The sequence below is a fragment of the Leadbettera azotonutricia ZAS-9 genome, assembly GCF_000214355.1.
Lineage (GTDB): Bacteria > Spirochaetota > Spirochaetia > Treponematales > Breznakiellaceae > Leadbettera > Leadbettera azotonutricia.
Genome location: NC_015577.1, coordinates 451,962 through 470,165 on the forward strand (window position 1 = coordinate 451,962; position 18,204 = coordinate 470,165).

The 18,204-nt window shown below is 52.5% G+C and carries 19 protein-coding genes; 8 read left to right on the top strand and 11 right to left on the bottom strand.

Annotated elements, in window-relative coordinates; translation table 11 throughout:
- Positions 1-111: 111 nt before the first annotated feature.
- Genes TREAZ_RS02010 through TREAZ_RS02020 form a run of 3 tightly spaced genes read right to left on the bottom strand, consistent with a single transcriptional unit; the run spans position 112 to position 2,148 of the window.
- On the bottom strand, positions 112-1,335 hold the full coding sequence (locus TREAZ_RS02010; RefSeq protein ID WP_015710127.1) for a phage terminase large subunit: 1,224 nt from the start codon (positions 1,333-1,335) through the stop codon (positions 112-114).
- Positions 1,336-1,337: 2 nt separating this feature from the next.
- On the bottom strand, positions 1,338-1,880 hold the full coding sequence (locus TREAZ_RS02015) for a hypothetical protein (RefSeq protein WP_015710128.1): 543 nt from the start codon (positions 1,878-1,880) through the stop codon (positions 1,338-1,340).
- Entirely contained in the window at positions 1,867-2,148 is a 282-nt protein-coding gene (locus TREAZ_RS02020; RefSeq protein ID WP_043922734.1) for a helix-turn-helix domain-containing protein, read from the bottom strand. Before TREAZ_RS02020 ends, TREAZ_RS02015 begins: the two co-directional genes overlap by 14 nt.
- Positions 2,149-2,464: 316 nt before the next feature.
- Between TREAZ_RS02020 and TREAZ_RS18175 the strand changes: the two genes are divergently transcribed.
- Complete coding sequence (locus TREAZ_RS18175; RefSeq protein ID WP_015710130.1) at positions 2,465-2,623, top strand: hypothetical protein; 159 nt, start codon at positions 2,465-2,467, stop codon at positions 2,621-2,623.
- On the opposite strand, the gene TREAZ_RS02030 is transcribed toward TREAZ_RS18175, so the two are convergent.
- Positions 2,620-4,011 carry a tyrosine-type recombinase/integrase gene (locus TREAZ_RS02030; protein ID WP_015710131.1) on the bottom strand — a complete coding sequence of 464 codons (1,392 nt, stop codon included), beginning with the start codon at positions 4,009-4,011 and terminating at the stop codon, positions 2,620-2,622. The genes TREAZ_RS18175 and TREAZ_RS02030 overlap by 4 nt on opposite strands.
- Before the next feature lie 438 nt (positions 4,012-4,449).
- On the opposite strand from TREAZ_RS02030, the gene TREAZ_RS02035 reads away from it, so the two are divergent.
- Positions 4,450-6,384: an AMP-dependent synthetase/ligase gene (locus TREAZ_RS02035; RefSeq protein WP_015710132.1), complete on the top strand. Its 1,935-nt coding sequence runs from the start codon at positions 4,450-4,452 to the stop codon at positions 6,382-6,384.
- Here TREAZ_RS02035 and TREAZ_RS02040 read toward each other — a convergent pair.
- On the bottom strand, positions 6,366-6,884 hold the full coding sequence (locus tag TREAZ_RS02040; protein ID WP_015710133.1) for an NUDIX hydrolase: 519 nt from the start codon (positions 6,882-6,884) through the stop codon (positions 6,366-6,368). The genes TREAZ_RS02035 and TREAZ_RS02040 overlap by 19 nt on opposite strands.
- A gap of 55 nt (positions 6,885-6,939) precedes the next feature.
- Between TREAZ_RS02040 and TREAZ_RS02045 the strand changes: the two genes are divergently transcribed.
- Positions 6,940-7,341, top strand: coding sequence for an acyl-CoA thioesterase (locus tag TREAZ_RS02045; protein ID WP_015710134.1), 402 nt, complete (start codon positions 6,940-6,942; stop codon positions 7,339-7,341).
- Here the strand turns inward: TREAZ_RS02045 and ddlA are convergent.
- From ddlA to TREAZ_RS02060, 3 genes are all read right to left on the bottom strand, one after another.
- Positions 7,338-8,435 (bottom strand): D-alanine--D-alanine ligase, encoded by a 1,098-nt coding sequence (ddlA, locus tag TREAZ_RS02050; protein ID WP_015710135.1) that lies wholly within the window; start codon positions 8,433-8,435, stop codon positions 7,338-7,340. The genes TREAZ_RS02045 and ddlA overlap by 4 nt on opposite strands.
- 102 nt (positions 8,436-8,537) lie before the next feature.
- Positions 8,538-9,152, bottom strand: coding sequence for a TetR/AcrR family transcriptional regulator (locus TREAZ_RS02055; protein WP_015710136.1), 615 nt, complete (start codon positions 9,150-9,152; stop codon positions 8,538-8,540).
- 8 nt (positions 9,153-9,160) lie between these two features.
- On the bottom strand, positions 9,161-10,318 hold the full coding sequence (locus TREAZ_RS02060) for a THUMP domain-containing class I SAM-dependent RNA methyltransferase (RefSeq protein WP_015710137.1): 1,158 nt from the start codon (positions 10,316-10,318) through the stop codon (positions 9,161-9,163).
- Positions 10,319-10,418: 100 nt separating this feature from the next.
- On the opposite strand from TREAZ_RS02060, the gene TREAZ_RS02065 reads away from it, so the two are divergent.
- Together TREAZ_RS02065 and TREAZ_RS02070 are read left to right on the top strand one after the other, a co-directional pair.
- Positions 10,419-11,762: an ATP-dependent 6-phosphofructokinase gene (locus TREAZ_RS02065; protein WP_015710138.1), complete on the top strand. Its 1,344-nt coding sequence runs from the start codon at positions 10,419-10,421 to the stop codon at positions 11,760-11,762.
- Positions 11,763-11,778: 16 nt separating this feature from the next.
- Positions 11,779-13,071: a nickel-dependent putative hexonate epimerase gene (locus TREAZ_RS02070; RefSeq protein WP_015710139.1), complete on the top strand. Its 1,293-nt coding sequence runs from the start codon at positions 11,779-11,781 to the stop codon at positions 13,069-13,071.
- Positions 13,072-13,129: 58 nt separating this feature from the next.
- Here TREAZ_RS02070 and TREAZ_RS02075 read toward each other — a convergent pair whose 3' ends face one another.
- Positions 13,130-13,501, bottom strand: coding sequence for a PD-(D/E)XK nuclease family transposase (locus TREAZ_RS02075; protein ID WP_280990960.1), 372 nt, complete (start codon positions 13,499-13,501; stop codon positions 13,130-13,132).
- Between the two features lie 246 nt (positions 13,502-13,747).
- Between TREAZ_RS02075 and TREAZ_RS02085 the strand changes: the two genes are divergently transcribed.
- Complete coding sequence (locus TREAZ_RS02085) at positions 13,748-14,272, top strand: hypothetical protein (protein ID WP_015710142.1); 525 nt, start codon at positions 13,748-13,750, stop codon at positions 14,270-14,272.
- Between the two features lie 4 nt (positions 14,273-14,276).
- Here the strand turns inward: TREAZ_RS02085 and TREAZ_RS02090 are convergent, their stop codons facing one another.
- Positions 14,277-15,011, bottom strand: coding sequence for a hypothetical protein (locus TREAZ_RS02090; RefSeq protein ID WP_015710143.1), 735 nt, complete (start codon positions 15,009-15,011; stop codon positions 14,277-14,279).
- 46 nt (positions 15,012-15,057) lie between these two features.
- Here TREAZ_RS02090 and TREAZ_RS02095 point away from each other — a divergent pair, with 46 nt between their 5' ends.
- Entirely contained in the window at positions 15,058-16,146 is a 1,089-nt protein-coding gene (locus TREAZ_RS02095) for a Gfo/Idh/MocA family protein (RefSeq protein WP_015710144.1), read from the top strand.
- On the opposite strand, the gene TREAZ_RS02100 is transcribed toward TREAZ_RS02095, so the two are convergent.
- Positions 16,143-16,928: a TrmH family RNA methyltransferase gene (locus tag TREAZ_RS02100; RefSeq protein ID WP_015710145.1), complete on the bottom strand. Its 786-nt coding sequence runs from the start codon at positions 16,926-16,928 to the stop codon at positions 16,143-16,145. The genes TREAZ_RS02095 and TREAZ_RS02100 overlap by 4 nt on opposite strands.
- Before the next feature lie 44 nt (positions 16,929-16,972).
- On the opposite strand from TREAZ_RS02100, the gene TREAZ_RS02105 reads away from it, so the two are divergent.
- Entirely contained in the window at positions 16,973-18,184 is a 1,212-nt protein-coding gene (locus tag TREAZ_RS02105; RefSeq protein WP_015710146.1) for an alanyl-tRNA editing protein, read from the top strand.
- Positions 18,185-18,204: the final 20 nt, after the last annotated feature.

Consider the following 18,204-nt stretch of genomic DNA (forward strand, 5'->3'; position numbering starts at 1 on the left):
ACAAAATTGGTAAATTATTTTGAAATTCGTCATCCATCGGATAGTCCGGCCTGTCCGCTTTCGATTGAAACTTAAACTGTTTTATTCCCCTGATGAGCGGCGTAAAGATACTCATTGCGCTATTACCCCCTGCTGCACATCGGAAAACACCGCATACCGGAGGGCATCCATAAAATGATCATTGACCTTGATTATTTCTCCCGCCTCATCCCGACAGTAATCCCAAATCTCCGAAAGAACGCCAGTACAGCCATCGGCGACAAAAAATTGTCCCCGTTCTATCTTCGCATTGATAAAATCAATTCCGCTTTCAACGCTGTTATTTGCTTTAACGCCCCCGGTAATTTCCTGTATCCGTTCCCCGCCAGCCGGATCGCAGTACACCGGAAAACTGAAACTATCAGGCCCCAGATCAAACCAATGGCGGGCGGTAAGTTCTTCGTTAAAAGATTTAGTGGTCATGTTGAAAGCACCGTAGTCGGCAATCACATAAACAACCTCATGCACCCAGCCGATTTTTACATTCGTAATATTCAGGCCGAAGTCCTGTCCTGCACAAATCCGGTCATAGTCCTTGGGCATATCCGCTGCTTTCAAAATCATGGATTCATCGAAAAGCTCATAGATCACGCCCTCGGCCTTAACCCACGCCCCATCCCGGAACCGTGCCTTTTGTTTTTCCGGCATGGCCCCCAGCACATCGGAAATATAGTCATCGGGCAAATGCTCCGCATTATCAGCCGGATTAAGTATCATCGAGGCGTACAGTTCCGGCTTTACCAGCGGTTCCCCGTTTAGGAATTGCTGCTTGCGAATGAAAATCCGGTAAGCCCAATGCAAAGGGCTTCCAGGGTTGCAGTCGTACAGAAACAAATTCCGGCACCCCGGCACCCGCATAGCCAACCGGGAATAGGCCGTAGTAACCGAAATATAACTAAGCTGCGAAATCTCATTGAAGTAGATCGTATTATATTCATGCCCCAGGATTTTATCCGCTTGTTCCCGATCCCCTAATCCGCCAATCCAAATCTCCGACCCGTTGAAAAGGGTAATCATGCTTTCATGTGCCAGATAGTTATAGCGGTTAGTCCCAACGGTATTGGTAAGGGCCGGTAAAAGCGTTTCCCGCAGTACGGAACTTCGGGCATCCTTGGCCCGGTAACGGCAAATCAAATGCCGGGAACTCGCAAAGCGGATCGCCCGGTAGATGATCACCATCACCAGCACCGTAGTCTTGCCCGACCGGGAACCGCCAAACAACAAGATATGTTTTGCGCCGCCCTTTACCAGTTTTAACGCTTGCCGTTGTACCGTAGTGGGCTTAAACACCGTCATACTCAAAGCCCCTCAAAATCCGGCAGAAACGTAATCTGCCCGTTCTTATCGACCTGTCCCTCCGGCTTATCCTTCCCGGTAACAAGCCCCGCACTTTCCCGCTCCGCCCGTATCGCCGTAGAAACCCACTCCGTTACCGTCCCTTGGCCCAGCTCCGCCGGGTCCATCAGGTCAAGTTTCTTTTCAACCACCCGCAGCATTTTTCCCGTAATGGCCCGGTGAACCTTCCCCTGTTCTTCAATGGTTTTCCGCAGCTCCGCCTGTTTCAGTTTGTCTACATAGCCGTCATAATCCGCCGCCCGTTCCCGCCACTTGAACGCCGCCGCCCAGCCCCGCCAAACCCGGTACTTCTTCCCCCGCTTTTTTTCATCCTCCTCTGCTGCTTCAACTGCCTTGCGGATATTCCGTTCCGGCCCAAAATCCCGGAAAGCGCAGAACGCCGCAAACGCCCCCGCACTTTCCCCGGCCAGCCGTTCCCAGCTTTCAAAAGGCATTATTTCCGCTTGCACCGCTTCAATCGTTTTGTCTATTTCAGTAGGTTCCATCCCGCCCCCCTTCCGGTAGTTCCTCCCCCGGTACGCCATCTTGCTGTCCATCCCCAGCAGTTAAATAAAGCTCCTCCCCCGCAAGCGGCTTTACTGCCACCTTCCCGCCCGTGTTAATCCACACATCTATTTCCGAGGGCCGGAACCGGATCGCCTTAAAAATCTTGTGGAAAGGTATCTGGTGTAAAAACACATACTTGCGAATAGCCGCCACACTTAACTTGGTCAGCTTCGCCACATCGTTAATGTCTAATAATTGTTCAACCACGATTCACCCCCAAAACAGCAAAGCCAGAAGCCGTTCCCTTGGCCTTGCCGTATAGTGAAAATCGCATGGTTAGATCAGGAAGTAATTAGGGGTTTTCCCTAATTGCATGCTTTTGTTGGTTTTTTTTAGGGTAAAGAAAGCCCCCTGTCCGGAAGTATTAGCGGCTTTTCATCCCGCCATTGATTGCGCTCATAATCAGTCAATTAGTTGGTGAAGGGGTAAGTAAGCGGCGGCGCAGTTAGGAGAAGGCCGGGCCAAACAAGAGCCGCCGGGTTTGAGGGCAGGGCAGCGAGCCTTCCCGACAGCGGAGCCGGGTTTGAGGGCAGGGGCGATGAGGCTTCCCGACAGCGGAGCCGAGTTTAAGGGCAAGGGCGATGAGGCTTCCCGACAACAGAGCCGGGTCTGTGGGCAGAAAAAAGCCCCTACCGCCAGTGATGGAGCGATAGGGGCTTACAGTCTTGAAATGTTCGTTTAGCCGTGCCGGTGTTTTTTCCGGTGAACCGTTACCAGCGCCCGCCTTGCTTCATGCCGCCCGGTAGTATATCGCCGGACCCGGCCCGGTTGCCTTGCCGGTTCCCCGGTCCCGCTAACCGCAGGGGTTTCTGATAATAAGATATGGTCTTGAACATCAGCAATTTCGGTGAAGGTAGTGGTATCAAAATCAGTATAACGCTCGGTCATTTGCTCGGTAACATGGCCGATAACCGCACGGGTTTTAGCGTCAGCAACATTATTAACCCGCAGGGTGGTGTTGAAGAAATGCCGCCACGCATGGGGCGTTAAGTTCCGCTGTTTCTTTTCGTCCTCGTCAATGCCAATCTTGGAAAGTCCCGCCGCCAGCGCCTTATTAAACATATACCGGGAGATGGGGGAAGCCCCGCCGTCATCGGAGAACAAGAACCCGTCCCCGTTCAATGCTTTTAGTTTGTCCAGCGGATCAAGAACAGTACGGGAAGTGGGTATCTGCCGTACCTTTTTAGTCTTAGTTTGTCGGTAGTTGTGTTTGGTATCATATTGCCCCGCCACCCTGATATAGTTTTCAAAGATGCAGGAACCTTTAAGCCCCAGCACTTCCCCGATCCGCATACCCGTTACCGCCGCCGTCATGTTGGCAACTTGCGCTAATTCATGGGCAAAGGCAAATTTCCGTAAATCCTTTTTTTCCTTCCCTGCTTGATCCGGCCCTTCCAGCAAGGGAACGGCGCTTTTCATTTTCGGGGTAAACATATCCCGTGCTTCGGTGGGTGTCAGGATTTCAACTACTTTCCCCTCGGCGGTCAATTCCTCGACTGTTTCAGCAGGGTTAAACAGTATCAGCTTTTCCGCAACCGCCTGTTTCAGCATAAGCCGCAAAATCCCGTAAATCACATTAGCCGATGATGTTTTAAGTTTTTTCACCGTACCCGGCGTTAAGACCCCGGCATCCTTGGGTTTCTGCCCCTTCTTTTCCTGTTCCGGTAAGTTCGTCAGGAACCTGTCGCAATCTTCACGGGTAATCCGGTCAAGCCGCATTTTCCCAAAGTAGGGCAGTATCCAATTTTTTGTATGCCGCTTGCAGGTATCGACATAGGCTTGGGTCAGCCCCTTGCGATACTTCTTGGCTTTCAGGTATTGGCAGGTATCCCATTCCCACCATCCTTCCGCAAACTCCGCAAAGGTCTTTATCTTCTTGCGCTCCGCCGGAAGCAGCAACCCGTCCTTCATAAGCTGTTGGCACTTCTTAACCGCCAGGGTCTTGAGGCTCTCCCCCGTGGAATGGGGGTTAATCCTGAACCCGTCCTCATCATAGGCTTGGTAATAATAAATCACCTTGCCAGTAGCCATCTTGCGTGGAAAAACCGTAAAATTCGCCTTAACTCTCATAATTCCCTACCTCTCCCGGATTCTGCTGTCTTTGCTGCTATCACCCAGGAATTCACCATTTCAGGTAAAACCGACCAGCAACGCTAAGTCTATATGTCATAAGGAATTATCACACTTTAAGAACGCCCGCTATTGGGGTTTTCCCTAATCTTTACTTTTTTCTGAAAAAAAGCTTGACCCCGCGAGGTTTTATGAGTATTTTAAATTAACCTGATAACACGGTTATTCAGACCAGCGTTTTACAGTAATGTTCTACACCTGAATTATTCATTGGTCTGAATTGCTTAAACATCTACTGCAGCAGCAGCCGGTTATCAGAGTTGCCTCCCGGGTTTCTTCACCTCCTTTTCCCGGGGGGTTTTTTTATGTCCAAATATGACATTATCACATATTTTGTCATATTGACAGAAAAGGGGAAAATCGCATAATTCTATAATTATGGAACAGGCGAAGGAACAGCTAAAAGAAAAGACCCTGCCCCTCATGCTTCGTTCCCGGGTGAGGGAAGCGCCGGAGATCGTTGTCCAATACTCAAAAGATCCGGCGGGCTGGTTTATCACCAAGACTTACCATCAGCTTTATGACGAGGGCCGGTGGGTCGCGGCGGGGCTTTTGGAATTGGGGGCCAAGCGGGGGGACCTGGTGGGGCTTATCTCGGATAACCGCCAGGAATGGCTGGCAGCTGACTTCGGCATTCAGGCGATCGGGGCTGCGGATGTGCCCAGGGGGTCTGACACCCTGAACCAGGAGCTGAGTTACATACTTTCGTTTACGGGCTGCGGCATTTCTTTTGCAGAAAACCAGAAGCTGGCAGTCAAACTGCTTTCGTGCAAGGCGGATTTGCCTGAGCTAAAAATCATTGTTACCTTTGAGACTGTGGGCGCTGAAATTAAGGCCGAGGCCGAATCCCTGGGGATAACAATTTATTCCTACCGGGAACTCCTCAACCTGGGGAAAAACCGCAGGGAGATTTACCCTGGCGAGGTGGATGCTGAAATTGCCAAGGGCAAGGGGGATGACACTGTTACGGTGATCTTTACTTCGGGCACAACAGGCGAACCCAAGGGGGTCATGCTGACCCACAAGACTTTTCTCTGCCAGGTTCCGCGTTTCCATTTGGTTTTTGACACCAAGCCCGGGGAGATTTGGCTTTCGGTACTGCCTGTGTGGCATGTGTTCGAGCGGGCCATCGAGTATGTGGCTCTCTACCATAAAAACGCCATTGCATATTCCAAGCCCATTTCGTCGGTACTTATGGCGGATTTTGCAAACATCAAACCCCACTGGATGGTGGCTGTTCCCCGGGTGTGGGAAGCTGTCATGGACGGTATTTACCGCAGCGTAAAACTGATGGGGAAATTCCAGGAATTCTTTTTCAACTTTTTTGTTTCTTTCGGTCTCATGTATGCTTATTTTAGGGATCTTGCATTTGGGCTTATCCCCAATTTCCATGGGAGGGTAAGGGCTGTCGATGCGGTTCTGGGGTTTTTCCCCTGGCTGCTTTTGGCGCCTGTCCGGGGCCTGGCGTATCTCATTGTGTTCCGCCGCCTCAAGCTCAGGCTGGGCGGCCGCTTCAGGGCTGGTATTTCCGGGGGCGGCGCCCTCCCTGCCAGGGTGGACCACTTCTTCAACGCTGTGGGATTGCGGCTGCAGGAAGGGTATGGCCTCACTGAGACTTCGCCCATTGTGAGCGTGCGCCAGTACCGCAAGAGCCGGCGGGGGACTATCGGGCAGATTCTGGTTGACGATACTGAATTCAGGATTCTGGATGACAAGGGGCGCGAATTGCCCCCGGGCAGCAGCGGCATACTTTATGTCCGGGGCCCTCAGGTGATGAAGGGCTATTACAAAAAGCCTGAACTGACTGCCGAGGTATTGAGCGCTGATGGCTGGCTTAACACGGGGGATATTGCCATGCATACCCGGGACGGGGAGCTTCGCCTTACGGGCAGAGCCAAGGATACTATAGTGCTCAGGGGGGGCGAAAATGTTGAGCCTGTCCCCATTGAGAACAAGCTTAAAGAAAGCCCCCGCATCGGGCAGTGCGTGGTACTGGGGCAGGACCAGAAGTATTTGGCAGCCCTCATTGTGCCGGTGCAGGATGCGGTCATGGCTTTTGCGGAGGAGAACAATATCCCCATTGTGGATTATGAGCTGCTCCTCCAGCAGCCTGAGATTGTCGAGATTATTTCGACTGATGTGGCGGATTTGGTCAACGCCAGGAATGGATTCAAAGCCTTTGAGCGGATTTATAAATTCAAACTTTTGCCCAGGGCTTTTGATCAGGGAACTGAAATATCATCCAAACAGGAACCCCTGCGCCATAGGATCATGATCAATTACGCAAAGGATATTCAAACCCTTTTTAAATAAGCAGCCATGGCGCGGCGGGTGGAATCGAAAGCCAAATCTTCCGGTTTCACCTCATCTGGCCTTAGAAAACGTATATCTTCTATTTCCCCTGCTTCGGGGCGCAGATCTGCCGCGGTCAGATCCGGCGCATGGATTGTGAAAAAAAGATCGCAGGTATTGTACACAATATTTTTGTAAGGATAGATATTCGGGAAGGACGCGAAAAGCTCAATCTCCGTTCCGGGGGGAGGCGTCCAGCCTATCTCTTCCTGAAGCTCCCGGCGCAGACCTTCCAGGGCGCCTTCGCCGGGATCGACAAAACCGCCGGGCAGGGCAAGCTTACCCCTGGAGGGCTCTTTGCCCCTCACGAGGAGTATCACTCCATTGGGGGTTGATACTACGCAGCCTGTGGCGGCAGCGGTGTTATGGTAATAGGTAAAGCCGCAGTCGGGGCATTTAAAAACCCTGTTGTCCTTAAAGATGATTTTTGTTGATCCGCAGGCAGGGCAAAACTTGAACATAAAAAAAAGTACCATGCCAATTGAAAAGCAGCAAGCACCTGGGGTAAAATGGATCATGATTGCAGAATGTACTTTGCAGGTGCGCAGCTATGAATGTGACAGCAACGGCCATGTAAACAATGCCAATTACCTTAACTATCTTGAATATGCGCGCTACGAATTTTTAAAGTCCATTGGGTTTGATTACCCAAAGGTCATCAGCTCCGGTTACGGCATGTATGTGGCCCGCATCGAAATCGATTATAAAAAATCGGTCTTTACCGACGAGACCCTGGTTATACAATCGTGGCCTCTCAAGAAAGGCGCGGTAAGTGGGATCATTGCGCAGAAGATACTGAGAGGCGAGGACGTCATCGCGGAGGCAAAGGTCACCTGGGCTTTTGTGGATTCCAAAGGCGTGCCTACCAAGATACCGCCTGAATGGAATATGCCGGGGTTCCTGCCTGACAAAGCCTAAATGCTGGTCTTAAGGCTTTTCTCTTTTTCAAAACGCTTTATGGCAAGCTGAATAAGGGTATCTATCAATTTGCTGTAAGAGATGCCGCCGGCTTCCCAAAGCTTGGGGTACATGCTGATTTTTGTAAAACCCGGCATGGTGTTGATCTCGTTGATGATTGCTTCGCCATTGGGCTTGAGGAAGAAGTCCACCCGTGAAAGACCTTCGCACTCCAGGGCCTTAAAGGCTTTTATGGCAAGCTCCTGAATTTGCCTGATTGTTTCCGGCGGCAGCCTGGCCGGAATCTCCAGGGTTGCCCCTTTTTCGTCTATATACTTGGCATCGTAGGAATAAAACTCGTGGGTAGAAATGACTTCACCCGGGAGGGACGCTTCGGGCTCTTCGTTGCCCAGGACCGAACATTCCAGTTCCCTGCCGGGGATAAATTCTTCCAATATTGCCTTGGTGTCGAACTTAAAAGCCTCGGCCAGCGCAGCATGGTATTCTTCTTCATTATGGATTTTGCTGACCCCCACGGAAGAACCCATATTGGCGGGCTTGATGAAAATGGGCAGGCCAAGTGCTTCAGTTATTTCCTTAAAGGGAGGGGTTTTTTCGTGGGACTTAAGGGATTTGAATTTGCCTATGGGGAGGCCGGCATCGCGGAAGAGGCGCTTCATCACGTCCTTGTCCATCCCTACAGCCGATGCCAGCACCCCTGTTCCTACAAAGGGGATGTTCGCCAGCTTGAGGAGGCCCTGGACGGTTCCATCCTCCCCAAAAGGACCGTGCAAAATAGGGAAAACCACATCGATAGTCTGGGCTGTAGGCTGAGGTTCCCCTATGGATAAATTGGATATTTTCCCTCCGCTTTCGGGAACCAAGGCTACCCAGTCAGACGAGTGGTTCAATGCGATTAGGCGGGGATTTTCCGCATGGAGAAGGAAACCTGAGGCATCGCCTTTTAGCCAGCGGCCATCCTTGGCAATGCCTATAAGCACAGGGTTGTATTTTTCCCTATCCAGGGCGTCGAATACGTTCTTTGCCGATTGGAGCGAAACTTCATGTTCCGCCGACTTGCCGCCGAAAAGTATGCCTACATTGATTTTCTTCACTGTTCCAGTATAGTGGGATGGTCTTTCTGTGGCAATGCTTTTTAGGGTGGAATGAAAACGAAACGAAATTCTCCATTTATTGGGTTGGCCCTGGCGGCCTTTTTATTTGCTGGCTGTGCCGGGGACCGCAGCCAGCTGGCGCACCGCCATTACTACCGTGCGTTTTAGATCGTCTACCGCGGTCTGCTTGAGTATGACCAAGCGGAATGCTGCGGTTTCCACAAGCCCGTAAAGGAGATTGTCGGCATCCTTGATATTGACCTTGGCAATTTCGCCTTTTTTGATGCCTTCTATAAGGATAGTCGCAAGTATGTGCCGTAAGCGTATGGTGCGGCGGCGCACACGGTAATCGGGATCGTGGCTGCCCTTGGCAAGGTAGAGCAGGTAATTCATTATCACCGTAAGAAGGCGGCGGTTTTCTTCGAGCTTGTCTATTACCTTTATGAGCATGAGCGAAAGTTTGTCAACGGAATTGAGGGTTTCGTCGCTGCCGACTTCTGTTATGTCATGCTCCAGGCCCGCGAGGAGCTGCTTTATGCTGAAGTTAAAAATATCCTTCTTGTTTTTAAAATAGATGTAGAGGGTAGTTCTGGTGATGCCGCAGCGGTCGGCTATCTTTTGAAAGGTAACGTCTTCGAAGCCATCGTCCATAAAAGCATCCAGCGCTTTTTCGAGTATCTCCCTTCTGCGCTTGTCGTGTTCAACAACAATAGACATACATACCCCTAAATTTTTTCGTATTGATATAAATAGGAATGGATTGCCCCATTCGTAATATCCCTGCAAGAGTCGGCCTTTCTGCCAAAGAAGGACTCAAAGCCCGGGTGGTCCGTGATGAGGGCGAGCTTCCAATCCCGGAAGCGTTCGGATAGGCCGCCCATTTCGGCATATACTTTTTCCGCCGATTCAGCGTCCCCCAGGCGTTTGCCGTAGGGCGGGTTGGTAATGATAAAGCCGGTGTCTGTATCATTTTCAAATTTCGGCGCAGCTGCCTGCTCCATGGGGAGGGCTTTAAATTCCGGCAGTACGACGCTCCCCTGGAGGGGCGCCCTGATGCGCTCCAGGTTGGCTTTGGCGTTTGCAACGGCCCTGGGGTCTGCATCGCTGCCGGCTATGCGCACAAGCCTTGTAAAATCGGCCTTGCCTATGAATTCTTCCCGCACCTGCTTTTCGACAACTTTGTCCGAGATGAGGAGCTTGTCCAGGGCAAAAGGCCGCCTGAGTCCGGGGGCCAGATCCCATGCGTACATGGCTGCCTCGGCGGCAATAGTGCCCGAACCGCAGAAGGGGTCATAGAGGGGGAATTTCCGCTTCCACCCCGAAAGGAGTATGATGGCTGCGGCTGTGGTTTCCCGCAATGGCGCGATGCCCCCGTCGGTGCGGTAGCCCCGCTTAAAGAGGGGATCGCCCGAAAGGTCCAAAAGTATGGAAGCTCTGTCCTTTTCGATATAGACTCTGATTTCCGCGATGTCGTCCCCTTCGGGGAGGCGGGCGAGCTTCAATTTTTCGCAGAGCTTTTCCGCAGCAGCCTTGTGGACCACCGCCTGTATGCTGGTTTCGGCGCTGAGCCTGGAACGGTTGGTCCGTACCTTGGCTACCCTGAGCCCCATGCCGGAAGGTATGAATTCTTCCCAGGGAACTGCCCTGACGCCTTCAAAAAGGGCGTCAAAATCCCCAGCCTGGAACCAGGCGGCTTCGAGGAGCACCCTGTCGGCTGTCCTTAGGCCCATGAGGGTTTTGTAGAGCCCCTGCAGGCCGGCCTTAAAGCGCACCCTGCCAAAGCCCCCCTCGTCCATTTTGAGGCCCATTTTGCGTATTTCGTTGGAGACAACTTTTTCGGCCCCTACTGCGCAAAGGGCTGCGGCTGTGTATTCTTTCTGCACTCTAACATTATAGCACAAAATGTTAATTTGTCGAGAAAGATCCGGTTGTATTGATAAAGCTTTGTAGAACCCCTATAATTATCAATCAAAAGGAGTTCTTATGGCCGATGCTATTGATTTTACTATTGAAGAATTGGGAAAGCGCAGCATAAAGTCGCCCATTGCCATGTCCACTGTACGTGGGGATATGATAGCCAACTATGTAACGGATGATCAATTTTTACGTTATAATACGGAGGTAAAAGTAGGCCCTCAGCCGCCCCTTAAGCGATCCCAGATTATAGAATGTGCCGGTCCCAGGGAAATGATCTATTTTACCCCTGCCCATGTGCATGCAGGCATCGTAAGCTGCGGCGGCCTTTGCCCTGGCATTAACGACGTGATCCGCTCCATTGTGCGCTGCCTGTGGTACCGCTATGGGGTAAAGAGGATTTCGGGAATACAGTACGGGTATAAGGGTTTCCTCCCGGAATACCAATTCGGCGTAACCCAATTGGACCCCGACAAGGTGGATGAGATTCACAAGCTCGGGGGTACGTACCTTGGAAGCGCCCGGGGCGGCGGCAAAGAGGTGGGGAAGATTGTGGATGCCATAGAACAGCTTAATCTCAATATGCTCTTTACCATAGGTGGTGACGGCACCCAGCATGGCACCCTGGACATTGCCGACGAAATCGAAAAACGACACCTTAAGATCGCCCTGATTGGCATTCCCAAGACTGTTGACAATGACTTCTCCCTCATCCAGAAATCCTTTGGTTTCGATACTGCCGTTGACAAGGCGGTGGAAGTTGTTGCGGCTGCCCACATGGAAGCCCGCTCCGCCATAAACGGCATAGGCCTTGTAAAGGTCATGGGCCGTGAATCGGGCTTCATCGCCGCGCACACCGCCCTTGCAAGCCACGAGGTCAACTTTGTGCTCATTCCCGAAGTGCCCTTCAACCTTGAGGGCTATAACGGTTTCCTTACCCACCTTGAGAAGCGCATTGTAAGCCGTCACCACGCGGTGATTATCGTGGCCGAAGGAGCCATGCAGGATCAGCTTATCACTGATAAACAGCTTGACGCCGGCGGAAACCTTAAATACGCCGATGTGGGTACCTATCTCCGGGACAGGATCACCAAGTACTTTGCTGAAAAGAAGATTGAGATCAATCTCAAGTACATCGATCCCAGCTACATTATCCGCTCTGCCCCTGCCAACCCTGCCGATTCCATCTACTGCGAAAGGCTGGGGAACGCTGCGGTGCATGCGGCCATGGCCGGCAAGACCAGGCTCATCATCGGCCTGGTGAACAATGAATTTGTCCACCTTCCCATCAAGACGGTTATTTCCACCAGGAACCATGTAGACCCCGAGGGCAACCTTTGGCGGGACACCCTGGATGCTACCCATCAGCCGGCTCTCATGGTGAACCAATTCGGCGATGGCAAAGCTAAATAAAGCCTGGTGATTTGGGGTGTCGGAAAAAACCTATCTTGCAAAGGGCGGACCTCTTCTGGATCTTTCGGACCAGGAGATAGATGAACTTTTCTCCCAGGCTCTTCATGATGCGCTGGGAGATATTAAAGGTTCGGGCCCTGCGCTGCTCCTTCCCCCGGATATAACCCGCTTCCATTCGCGGGCAGGCTTCCTTACCGATATTGCTTCCCGCGAACTTTCGTGCACCGTGATGCCTGCCCTGGGCACTCATATGCCCATGACCAACGCAGAGCTTGGCCGCATGTTCCCCAAAACCCCTCTCGATAAATTCCGCGTCCATGACTGGCGCAATGATGTGGTCGAGCTGGGCCGCCTCGACGCCGCCTGGGTGGAAAAAGCTACCGAAGGCAAAGTCGGCTATGACTTCCCGGTGCAGGTCAACAAGCTGCTGGCGAACGGCGGCTTTTCCCTTATCGTGTCCATGGGGCAGGTAGTCCCCCACGAGGTGATAGGCATGGCCAACCACGCCAAGAATCTCCTGGTGGGGACAGGCGGCAAGGAGGCCATAGACAAAAGCCACTTTGCAGGGGCGTGCTACGGCATGGAACGCATGATGGGCAGGGCCGACACGCCTGTGCGCGCCATGTTCGACGAGGGCCTCCGTTGTTTTGGCAATAAGCTGCCCCCTGTTTTGTACGCCCTTACGGTGATAGGTTCCCGCAGCGACGGTTCACTGGCAGTCCGGGGCCTCTTTGTGGGTTTTGGCAGGGAATGTTTTGCCAAGGCTGCCGCCCTTGCCCGTGAAGTCAACGTGGACATTATGGATGAACCCATCCATAAAGCAGTGGTCTACCTGGAGCCCGAAGAATTCCGCACCACTTGGCTGGGCAACAAGGCCATTTACCGTACCCGCATGGCCATGGCCGATGGCGGCGAACTTCTGATCCTGGCGCCGGCTCTTGAGCGTTTCGGAGAGGATCTTGGCGTCGATGCGCTTATCCGCAAATTCGGCTACCGCCCAGGTAAAGTCATCCTCGAAAAAGCAGCTAGCGAAAAAGAGCTGGCCGAAAATTTAAGCGTTGCAGCCCACCTCATCCACGGCTCAAGCGAAGGCCGCTTTACCGTGCGTTACTGCCCCGGCCCCGGCTTGAGCCGCGCCGAGATAGAATCTGTAGGCTATGAATGGGGCAGTCTCGAAGAGGTCCTTGCCCGCTACGATGTCAGGAAGCTTTCCCTGGGCTGGAACACCCTTGCCGACGGGGAGCGCATTTTCTTTGTGCCGAACCCGGCGCTGGGATTGTGGGCGGAGAGGGCGAGGTTTGGGGTGTGAACGAGCTTTCTCAACCGTTAGCCGGAGAGAAATGCATTATTTATATTTCTGCTTAAAATTATAAGGCTTCGATTTCTTCTTGTGAGAGATGGGTGGCAGCTGCAATCTTTTCTATAGGATCACCCTGGGCTTTTAACGCCCGGGCTATTTCCCTCCGGCTATCCATAACCGCATCTGCCAGAACAGCCGCGTCATCACGGCGGTATTTTTCCTTGAGGTCGGCGATCATGCGGCGGCGTTCGCTCCAGGTGAGTTTTTTATATTCCGCAATAATGGGGCGGACTTCGGGGTGTTTTTCTGCAAGCATGTTGAATTCCTCCTCCTTTCGGCATTTGAAGAACTGAAGCCACGCCCACATAGGAGAGCCATCATCATCCTTGGGCAGCTTCGGCAATTCTATTATATAGAGTTTTAGCAAATTCGTAAAAATTTCCTTGAAATGTTATTCTGAAGGGGTACCTATACGATACTTATATTGGGAATTGCATAATGGGCAAATTTTTCCCAGCAGGGTAAATTTTGCTTTGCCTTTGTCTCTTTGTGATGATTTTTTAAGGTTTTCATGCCCTTTTGTCCTCCAATCCCGCTTGGCACGGAATTTGCTAATATATAGACGGGCCGTTGGCCTGATTTCAGTTTTGACAAGAAAACTTCTGCAGAGGTTGAAGGGATTTTTATGAAACGAATTTGTTTATGCGTAATTTTGGTCGCTGCTACGGCAGGGCTGGTTTTTGCCCAGGGAGAAAATCGCCGGGAGTCTAAAGCCGCTCCGGTGAAAATTACCATCAGCGGGGCTTTGGGGGTTGCCAACGGGTCTATTGCCTTAAAGAGCGGGAATGACACCTACTATGTCATGGGGCTTGATCGTTTTGTGGGTTTTATCGATGGGCTTAAGGAGGGCGCCCAGGTCAGCCTTGAAGGGTATGCTTTTGCGATTCCCCAGAACAACGAAGGGAAAGTTTTTAGGGTTACAAAATTAACCCTGAACGGAAAGGACTATGATCTGGATTCCGGGAAACGCCTCGCCGGACACCCCAAGGGCTTTGCCGGAGGCCCCGGAGCTTTTTGGGGGCCGGGGAATTTCTATCCCCATCAGGGCTGGGCCCCCGGACCGGGAAATGCACCTGGGCAAAAACATGACAACAGGCAAAGGCCGCAAGGGAATAAATTCGACAACCGCAGGCCCGGCGGCCGGAGGTAAAGCGTCACGCTGGAATCAGGACGAGGGTCCAGGGTTTGCCCCCCGGCCTGAAGGTTCCCTTGAGGGCGCCTTCGGGGGAGACAGAGAGTTTTGTCTCCATCCCGTCCTTGTGAATAATGCTGCATTTGTCCAGCCTTTGGACAAGAAAACGGAAGAAGCCGGCTGCGCTTCCTGCGGGGAAGGGGCCGGCTTCCAAATATCCATACAGTGTTTTAAGCTCCTTCAGGATTTCTGTTTCTGCAAAGAGGGGAAGCATTTCGAGGCTTGTTTCAAGGGTCCGCATGACTGCAAGGATGACGGGGTTTGCTTTATTAAGCGTAAAGGTTTTATCATTCGCAGCATAACATTTAATTATCATTTGTTTCGCAGTTTTTCTGTCAATTTTAAAGTTCTTTGCAAAGAAATCATCATCATAATCCTCTGGTGCTTCTGAATAAAAGAGGAAATCTTCTTCATCGATCTTTTGGTATTTTAAGAAATCAGTCTGGGAAAAAACAAAGTCGTCGAAAGACCCTGCCTTTGCCCTGGTGAAATCAAGGCGGCCCAGATCCCCCTGGATTCTGCAAAGCCTGGTATAGCGGCGTTCAAGGCGCTGTTTTATGAGGCCGTTGGCCGGGTTTCCTGTCCACACCGGCAGGGATGCCAATTCCCGCAGGAGGGGAATGGCAAGGCTGGGGTCATCGGGAAGGTTCTCAAGGATCATAAGGCTGGGGTCATTGCCCGCTTTACGGTTTTCCATAAAAGTGGTTACATTAAACTACAAATTTATTATTAAGGGTAGGCGTATGAGCAAGAAATTAAGGTATGGTATTATCGGCTGCGGCGGGATTGCCAATGGCAAGCACCTTCCGGCTCTGAAGAAAGTTCCTGATGTGGAAATAGTCGCCTTCTGCGATATTATTCCCGCCAGGGCGGAAAAGGCGAACAAGGAATATTCCGGGGGCAAGGGAAAGGTTTTTGAGAATTACAAGGATCTCCTCAAGGAAGACCTGGATGCGGTCTTTGTCCTGACTCCCAACAATTCCCACAGCGAGATTTCTGTGGCAGCTCTCAATTCGGGCAAAAACGTCATGTGCGAAAAGCCCATGGCAAAGAACTACAAGGAAGCCCAGGCCATGATCGCTGCCAGGGATGCAAGCAAGAAGCTTCTCACCATAGGCTACCAGAGCCGCTACAGGCCCGACAGCCTCTATCTCAAGGAAGAAGTTGACTCGGGCGCCCTTGGGGAAATCTACTTTGCCAAGGCCACTGCCATTAGGCGGCGGGCTGTCCCTACCTGGGGTGTGTTCCTGGACGAAGAAAAACAGGGCGGCGGCCCCCTCATCGACATCGGCACCCATGCTTTGGACCTTACCCTCTTCATGATGAACAACTATGAGCCTGCCTATGCGGTGGGAACGGTCTATCACAAACTGAACAAGGACAAGAGGGCCGGCAACGCCTGGGGCGATTGGGACCCCAAAAAATTCACTGTGGAAGATTCGGCTTTTGGCTTCGTGGTTATGAAGAACGGCGCCACCATCATACTCCAGTCCAGCTGGGCCCTTAACATCTCCACGGATGTGCGGGAAGCGGTAACTACCCTCTGTGGTACCAAGGCCGGTGCCGACATGGCGGCCGACGGTACTCTGACCATCAACGGCGTCAAAAACGGCCGCCAGTACGTCCAGACCCCGAACCTTGGCGTTGGCGGCGTGGCGTTCTATGATGGCGCTGCATCCAAGCCCGAAGACGCCGAGGCCCTAACCTTCGCCAACGCCATCAGGGGCAAGGGAAAGCTCTACGTCCTCCCCGAGCAGGCTGCTGTAGTAACCAGGATTCTCGAAGGCATTTACATTTCCGCCAAGAGCGGCAAGGCGCACTACTTCGACTAGAGTTCGAAGATTTCCTGCAGAAACAGCGTGGCTGCCTGGGCTACGTTGAGGCTTTCCATGATGCCTGTGCCGGGTATGCGTACCAGGCAGGAGCAGGCGTCTTTTACGTCCTTGGGGAGGCCGGTTTCCTCGTTACCCAGGACTATGGCTATACCCGGGCGGGTTTTTCCCGCACCGGGCAGCTTTGCTGACAATTCCTTGATTATGTTTGGAAGGTCCCTGATGCGCTGGCGGGCGCGGCCTTCTGTTCCAATGGTGATGATTTTTTGGGATGCTTCTTTGATGAAGGCGGCGGTGTTCCGCACAGAGCGGACAGCAACATGCTCCATGCCGCCTTCGGCTATGCGGTAGGCGCTGGTCGAAAGCCGGGCTTCGCTGTCCCCTTCGGAGATCACGATATAGGGAGCGTCGAAGAAAGCGGCTGAACGGGCTATAGCGCCAAGGTTGTGATCGTTCCCTACCGAATGGAGTATGAGGCCGGTTTTCCCTTTGTCCGCCCAGGCGTCGAGATCTTCACGGCCCAGGGGCGCAGTTTCCGGGGCCGCGATCATGGCAACTACCCCCTGGTGGTGGCTCGATTTGCTGATCTTCTCAAGTTCTTCATCTTCGCAGATTTTATAGGGCCTTTTGCGCTCGGCAAGGCCCTTGCAGACTTTTGCAAAGGATTTTAGCCGGTCTTCCCGCAGGAAGAGACGGTTGATAGCCTCGGGGTGGTATTCCCCGACAGCGGCAACGGCGTTGCAGCCGCAGACTGCAAGTTCATCGGTCAGTTTGTTCAGCATGCCTGAGTATAGCCTAGAGGGCAGGGATGTGGTAATACTGTCCTATGCCTACAGAAAAGCTCTATTACGATTTTTGCTCCGGCGATATTTTTAATGCCCGCATCCTCGAGCTTCGCCCCCTGGGGGATAAGGCCGCGATCATTTTGGACAAGACCATCTTCTACCCCGAAGGCGGAGGCCAGGGCGGCGACAGGGGGACTATCAACGGCATCCCCCTTTTGGATGTGCAGGAAAAAAACAGGGAGATACTCCATCTTGTTTCAAGCACATCCGGCCTTGTGCTTGGAGAGGTGGCCCTGCAGCTGGATGCGAAGAGGCGCAGGGATCTGACAGTAAGCCACAGCGCCCAGCATCTCCTTTCGGGGACTATTCTGCGGCTTACCGGAAAGCACACGGTCTCCATGCATTTAGGGGATGAAGTCTGCACCATTGATGTGGACGCTCAGGAATTGACTGAAGACGCCCTCCTGGCAGTAGAGGAAGCAGTTGCTGATGCAATCGAAGAAAATCATCCTCTTGCTATTCACCTCTGCCCGCCTGAGAAAGTCGAAAGCTTCCCCCTGCGCAAAGTACCGCCCCAGGGCGAGGAAGTAATCAGGGTGGTGGAGATCGAAGGCTGCGATTTTTCGCCCTGCTGCGGGACCCATATCAAGTCAACAGGGGAAATCGGCATGCTCAGGATATTGGGCGCCGAAAAGCACAAGGGCATGACCAGGCTGATGTTTATTGCAGGAAGGCGCTGCCTCGCCGACAGCCGTTCTTTGCGGAAGAACGGGGATATCATTTCCCGGCTATTAAAAGTCCCGGTGGCGGAAATCGGCAGAGGGGTACTGGATTATATGGACAAGGCTGCTGCCATCGAAAAGCGGCTCAAGGTGATGGAAGAAGATGCCGCCAGGGTTAAAGCAGAGGCTCTGGTAAAAAAGGCCAGTCAGCCGGCGGCAGGCACTGATAGTACGGGCGCCGCAAGAAATGCTTCTGCCATTTTTGAAGCATACACTGATTCGGATATTGACGAGATCCTCCGCATAGGCAGAATGGCGCAAAAACTCACCGACAAGATTCTCGTGCTTGTTTCCGAAAGGGATCTCAAGTTCTGTTGTCTCTGCGGGGCCAAAGGCGTTGATGTGCGGCCCCTTGTCAAGGATGCCTTTGAAAGGGCCGACGGAAAGGGCGGGGGAGGCCCTTCATTTTTTCAGGGGAGCTTTGCTTCTCCGGAAGCCCTGGCCGAGTTTATGAAGGCGGTTAGAGTCTGATATTCACCCCAACGCCGCCT

Excerpts from the sequence above, each read along its gene's own strand:
- TREAZ_RS02085 (WP_015710142.1), top strand. The coding sequence starts at position 13,748 with ATGAAACGAATTTGTTTATGCGTAATTTTGGTCGCTGCTACGGCAGGG.
- TREAZ_RS02035 (WP_015710132.1), top strand. The coding sequence starts at position 4,450 with ATGGAACAGGCGAAGGAACAGCTAAAAGAAAAGACCCTGCCCCTCATG.
- TREAZ_RS02055 (WP_015710136.1), bottom strand. The coding sequence starts at position 9,152 with ATGTCTATTGTTGTTGAACACGACAAGCGCAGAAGGGAGATACTCGAA.
- TREAZ_RS02010 (WP_015710127.1), bottom strand. The coding sequence starts at position 1,335 with ATGACGGTGTTTAAGCCCACTACGGTACAACGGCAAGCGTTAAAACTG.
- TREAZ_RS02065 (WP_015710138.1), top strand. The coding sequence starts at position 10,419 with ATGGCCGATGCTATTGATTTTACTATTGAAGAATTGGGAAAGCGCAGC.
- TREAZ_RS02015 (WP_015710128.1), bottom strand. The coding sequence starts at position 1,880 with ATGGAACCTACTGAAATAGACAAAACGATTGAAGCGGTGCAAGCGGAA.
- TREAZ_RS02030 (WP_015710131.1), bottom strand. The coding sequence starts at position 4,011 with ATGAGAGTTAAGGCGAATTTTACGGTTTTTCCACGCAAGATGGCTACT.
- TREAZ_RS02045 (WP_015710134.1), top strand. The coding sequence starts at position 6,940 with ATGATTGCAGAATGTACTTTGCAGGTGCGCAGCTATGAATGTGACAGC.
- TREAZ_RS02090 (WP_015710143.1), bottom strand. The coding sequence starts at position 15,011 with ATGGAAAACCGTAAAGCGGGCAATGACCCCAGCCTTATGATCCTTGAG.
- TREAZ_RS02105 (WP_015710146.1), top strand. The coding sequence starts at position 16,973 with ATGCCTACAGAAAAGCTCTATTACGATTTTTGCTCCGGCGATATTTTT.
- TREAZ_RS02100 (WP_015710145.1), bottom strand. The coding sequence starts at position 16,928 with ATGCTGAACAAACTGACCGATGAACTTGCAGTCTGCGGCTGCAACGCC.
- TREAZ_RS02040 (WP_015710133.1), bottom strand. The coding sequence starts at position 6,884 with ATGTTCAAGTTTTGCCCTGCCTGCGGATCAACAAAAATCATCTTTAAG.
- TREAZ_RS02095 (WP_015710144.1), top strand. The coding sequence starts at position 15,058 with ATGAGCAAGAAATTAAGGTATGGTATTATCGGCTGCGGCGGGATTGCC.